This window comes from Lamprobacter sp. (genome assembly GCF_034860625.1).
GTDB lineage: Bacteria > Pseudomonadota > Gammaproteobacteria > Chromatiales > Chromatiaceae > Lamprobacter.
On the sequence record NZ_JAYESN010000250.1, the window covers coordinates 1 to 4295 of the forward strand.

6 protein-coding genes are annotated in these 4295 nt (G+C 60.3%); 3 read left to right on the forward strand and 3 right to left on the reverse strand.

Going from position 1 to position 4295, the window contains the following annotated elements; genetic code table 11:
* Window positions 1-10: 10 nt before the first annotated feature.
* Both VBE63_RS25325 and VBE63_RS25330 read right to left on the reverse strand, forming a co-directional pair.
* The gene (locus VBE63_RS25325) at window positions 11-643 is read right to left on the reverse strand and encodes a hypothetical protein (protein WP_323685780.1); all 633 of its coding nucleotides are present in this window, start codon (window positions 641-643) and stop codon (window positions 11-13) included.
* A 50-nt stretch (window positions 644-693) separates the two neighbouring features.
* Window positions 694-1098 (reverse strand): hypothetical protein, encoded by a 405-nt coding sequence (locus VBE63_RS25330; protein WP_323685781.1) that lies wholly within the window; start codon window positions 1096-1098, stop codon window positions 694-696.
* 261 nt (window positions 1099-1359) lie between these two features.
* On the opposite strand from VBE63_RS25330, the gene VBE63_RS25335 reads away from it, so the two are divergent.
* The 3 genes from VBE63_RS25335 to VBE63_RS25345 all read left to right on the forward strand — a co-directional run bounded on the left by VBE63_RS25335 (window position 1360) and on the right by VBE63_RS25345 (window position 3692).
* Window positions 1360-1638, forward strand: coding sequence for a type II toxin-antitoxin system RelE/ParE family toxin (locus VBE63_RS25335; protein WP_323685785.1), 279 nt, complete (start codon window positions 1360-1362; stop codon window positions 1636-1638).
* A gap of 291 nt (window positions 1639-1929) precedes the next feature.
* Entirely contained in the window at window positions 1930-3279 is a 1350-nt protein-coding gene (iscB, locus tag VBE63_RS25340) for an RNA-guided endonuclease IscB (protein WP_323685782.1), read from the forward strand.
* Between the two features lie 65 nt (window positions 3280-3344).
* Window positions 3345-3692 carry a HigA family addiction module antitoxin gene (locus VBE63_RS25345; RefSeq protein WP_323685783.1) on the forward strand — a complete coding sequence of 116 codons (348 nt, stop codon included), beginning with the start codon at window positions 3345-3347 and terminating at the stop codon, window positions 3690-3692.
* Between the two features lie 206 nt (window positions 3693-3898).
* Here VBE63_RS25345 and VBE63_RS25350 read toward each other — a convergent pair whose 3' ends face one another.
* Entirely contained in the window at window positions 3899-4231 is a 333-nt protein-coding gene (locus VBE63_RS25350) for a hypothetical protein (RefSeq protein WP_323685784.1), read from the reverse strand.
* Window positions 4232-4295: the final 64 nt, after the last annotated feature.

A 4295-nucleotide genomic window follows, 5' to 3' on the forward strand; every position in this document is an offset into this window, starting at 1 on the left:
AGTAGCGGCGTTAGTCGCGGAAGATGTCATCGAGCGCGCGAGCCTCCAAGGCGCGGTCGAACCAGAGGGCCAGGGTGTCAGCGTCGGCGCTTGCGATGCGCTGCTCGATCGGCTCGGAGGGTTCGCCGAAGCGTTTGGTTAACAGTTGTCGGAGTAAACGGGCTTCGCCCCTAGCTTCACCAATGGCTTCACCCTGACGCAGAAAGCGCTCGGCAAACCCACTGATCGCAGCGGCTTCCGGGGCGTGCTCTTGTTGGTAGATCATGCGTTCTTCCTCGCTCAAGTGCGCGTAGATATCGACAAAGTCGAGATATTTGAGTTGCCGCTCGGTGCCGAGCAGCTCGGCGATGTCCAAACAGTAGTGCGCCAGTCGATGGAGCGAGAAGCGGCGGGTGTTGGTCTCTTCCTCGAATAGAAACAGCAGGGCCTCGCGCCGTCGGTCTGGCCATTCGACCAGCACAGGGGTATCCAACTCGCGAAAGCGCTCGCCGAGGCGTTCCTTGAGCTGCTCCTCGCGCACCGGCAGGTAGCGCACCCCAGGGGCGCTCAGTTCCTCGGCCTCATCGGGAGCGAACAGTTCGATGGCCTGGCGCGGGTAGTCGAGGATCAGGTTCTTGAAGTTTTGGTCGTGACTGCTCGGCATGGCGCTTGTGGTTCGTCTTGGGAATCGTCATGTGGGATGTCGCCGGACCGCTAGAGAAACCGCAACGCGGCGATGATCAGGCCCACGCCGGTGGCGATGAAGCCGAGCAGCCAGAAAAATTGCTGATCGTGGCGCTTGAGCATCTCATCGAAGCGTTTGTCCATTTGCTCGAAGCGTTTGTCAACCTGTTCGAAGCGTTTCTCGACTTGCTCGAAGCGTTTCTCGACTTGCTCGAAGCGCTTGTCAACCTGTTCAAAACCCTGGCGCATCAGCTCGCGCTGATGCTTGAGTTCCTCCTCCACCCGCACCATAAGCTCGCGCAGTTCGATCTCGTAGACCACCGCCGGCTTGCCGAGGCTCTGCTCGGTGAGCCACTCGCCGAGGTGGGTTTTGATGAAGGCGATGTCTTCTTCGGCTAGGGCCTGGGGGTTGCGCTCGCGGTCGGTCGATGGCATTGAGCCTCATGCAGGGCTTCACGTTAGAGTAGCGGCGTTAGTCGCAGAAAGCGCTCGGCAAACCCGCCGCTGATCGCAGCGGCTTCCGGGGCTTGCTCTTGTTGGTAGATCATGCGTTCTTCCTCGCTCAAATGCGCATAGATATCGACGAAGTCGAGATATCTGAGTTGCCGCTCAGGATCGGGTTCCAGTACAGCCTTGATGCTGGGTTCCAGCCCATGGACTTTGACGAACGTAACCTTTTGCGTTACGCTTCACAACATGATTCAGTCGTTTCGCTGCCGTGATACCGAAGCCTTTTTCTACGGCAAGCGCATCGCGCGATTCGTCCCATTCGAGTCGGTCGCGATGCGTAAGCTCCAGCAGCTTCATGCAGCGCCGACTTTGGCGTTTTTACGTCGCCCGCCCGGCAATCGTCTCGAAGCACTCACGGGTGATCGCGCCGGGCAGCACAGTATCCGCATCAACGATAGATGGCGCCTGTGTTTCTGTTGGGAAGACAACGCGCCCCGGCAGGTCGAAATCGTCGATTACCATTAAATAGAGCAGCAGATGTCAACTACCCCGCCCTAAAGGGCGGAGCTTGAAAGAGCTTGGTTGACCAGGGAAAGCGGTATCCAACCCGCTCCGTTTGCAACAGGTCGTTCAGACCCACTCCGGGATGCTTCCTCAGTCCCGGACCCTGGAAGACCAGGATCATGCTGGCGAAAGGTAAAGCGCCGAAGGTTCTGGTCGCTGCGAAAGCAGGAGCCGGTTGCAGACATTCCCGAGGGGAGCGAGCCGCAAGGCCCCGTCACCAGGCCCGTAGGGGCGCCTATTTGGAGAAACGACATGGCCGTTTTCGTCTTGGACAAGCAGAAAAAGCCACTGATGCCGTGCTCGGAGAAGCGCGCGCGGTTGCTGTTACAGCGCGGTCGGGCGGTTGTGGTGCGCCCGGCCCCCTTCACCATTCGCCTAAAGGATCGCATCGGGGGCGATACCCAACCCGCACGCCTGAAGATCGACCCAGGCAGCAAGACCACGGGTATTGCCGTGGTACGCGAATCCGAAACGCACGATCCTGAAACGGGCGCGGTCGAGCGCATCGAGCATGGGCTGTGGTTCGGAGAACTGGCGCATCGAGGACAGGCCATCCGTGAGGCGCTGGAGAAACGGCGTCAATACCGGCGCGCCCGGCGTGCGCGCAAGACCCGCTACCGAGCCCCCCGTTTCCTCAACAGACCCCGCCGCGACAGCTGGTTATCGCCCTCGTTACAGCATCGGGTCGACACCACCATCAACTGGGTAGAACGACTGCGCGCCTTAGCCCCGATCGCCGCCCTCAGCCAAGAATGGGTGCGCTTCGATACCCAAGCCCTGCACAACCCAGAGATCTCCGGCGTCGAGTACCAACAAGGCCAACTCGCAGGCTACGAAGTGCGTGAGTACCTGCTGGAGAAATGGCACCGCACCTGTGCCTATTGTGGCGCGACGAACGGACCGCTGGAGATCGAACACATCCACCCTAAAAGCCGGGGCGGGTCGAATCGAGTCTCGAATCTGACGCTCGCCTGCCGGCCCTGTAACGAACGCAAGGGAAACCAGCCCATTGAAGCCTTCCTCAAGGGCCATCCGGCGCGCCTGAACAAGATCCAGGCGCAAGCCAAAGCCCCGCTGCAGGACGCCGCCGCCGTCAATGCCACCCGCTGGGCGCTGTTCGATGCGCTCAAAGCGACCGGCTTGCCGGTCGAAACCGGCTCGGGCGGGCGCACCCAATACAATCGCACGCGACTCGACATCCCCAAAACCCATGCCCTAGATGCCGCCTGCGTCGGCGCCGTCGATCAGGTACACGACTGGAACCGCCCCGTCCTCGCCATCAAAGCCACCGGACGCGGTGCCTACTGCCGCACGCGCACCTTCAAGAACGGCTTTCCGCGTGGCTTTCTCATGCGCCAAAAGCGCGTTCAGGGTTTTCAGACAGGCGATTGGGTCCGTGCCGAGGTGCCAAAGGGCAAAAAGGCCGGCGTTCACATCGGGCGTGTGGCGGTGCGTCAGACCGGCTCATTCAACGTCCAGCTGCTGGGTAAGACCATCGAGGGCATCTCACATCGCTACTGCCAGGTGCTTCAGCGCGCCGATGGCTATGGCTATTCCTACCAACCCAAACCTAAGAAGGAGGCAGCGAGATGGGCGGCCTAACCGCGCTACGCGCGGTGCGCTATCCCTCCCCGGCCTGAAGGCCAGGGTTTCTCGCGCAAGAACTGATGAACCGTGAAGTCGCACTGGTGCATCCTGGAGAAATCCTGCTCAAGGACTGGCTGGAACCACTCGGTATCAGTCAATATGCTTTGGCTCAAGCCATCGGTGTGCCACGACGCCGCATCAACGAAATTGTCCGTGGGCAAAGGGCGATCACCGCCGATACCGCCACACGTTTAGGTGCCTTTTTCGATGTCGATGCACACGGCTGGCTCGCACTGCAAGCGCATTACGACGCGGAACTTGCCCGTGAACGTCTGCAAGAAGAACTCTCGCGAATTCCCCGTTACGATCGGCTCACTTCCGCGCGCCGCACCCAAGAGCACGCACAGGCTTGTCGTCATTCGCCCTGACTCGCGGCTCACACCAACACCTCGATCGGCTCCGGATGGCCAAGAAAACGGGTCGGGCTGGCGCGGCGGTTGGTCATCAGTGTTGCGCGAGAAACCCCGTCTCGCTTTCTCCGTTAAAGGTTTGGGTTGAACGTTTTGGTCGTGACTGCTCGGCATGGCGCTTGTGGCTGGTCTTGGAGGGGGTTATACAGGATTCGGCTGGGCGGCTAGAGAAACCGCAACGCGGCGATGACCAGACCCACGCCGGTGGCGATGAAGCCGAGCAGCCAGAAAAATTGCTGATCGTGGCGCTTGAGCATCTCATCGAAGCGCTTGTCAACCTGTTCGAAGCGTTTCTCGACTTGTTCGAAGCGTCTATCAACCTGTTCAAAACCTTGGCGCATCAGCTCGCGCTGGTGCTTGAGTTCCTCCTCCACCCGCACCATACGCTCGCGCAGCTCGATCTCGTAGACCACCGCCGGCTTGCCGAGGCTCTGCTCGGTGAGCCACTCGCCGAGGTGGGTTTTAATGAAAGCGATGTCTTCTTCGGCTAGGGCCATGGGTGTTGTGCTCGCGGTCGGTCGCTGGCATTGAGCCTCATGTAGGGCTTAACGTTAGAGTAGC

Bases quoted from the DNA above. Each gene is read 5' to 3' on its own strand.
- VBE63_RS25325 (WP_323685780.1), bottom strand. From the start codon at position 643: ATGCCGAGCAGTCACGACCAAAACTTCAAGAACCTGATCCTCGACTAC.
- VBE63_RS25330 (WP_323685781.1), bottom strand. From the start codon at position 1,098: ATGCCATCGACCGACCGCGAGCGCAACCCCCAGGCCCTAGCCGAAGAA.
- VBE63_RS25335 (WP_323685785.1), top strand. From the start codon at position 1,360: ATGATTCAGTCGTTTCGCTGCCGTGATACCGAAGCCTTTTTCTACGGC.
- iscB (WP_323685782.1), top strand. From the start codon at position 1,930: ATGGCCGTTTTCGTCTTGGACAAGCAGAAAAAGCCACTGATGCCGTGC.
- VBE63_RS25345 (WP_323685783.1), top strand. From the start codon at position 3,345: ATGAACCGTGAAGTCGCACTGGTGCATCCTGGAGAAATCCTGCTCAAG.
- VBE63_RS25350 (WP_323685784.1), bottom strand. From the start codon at position 4,231: ATGGCCCTAGCCGAAGAAGACATCGCTTTCATTAAAACCCACCTCGGC.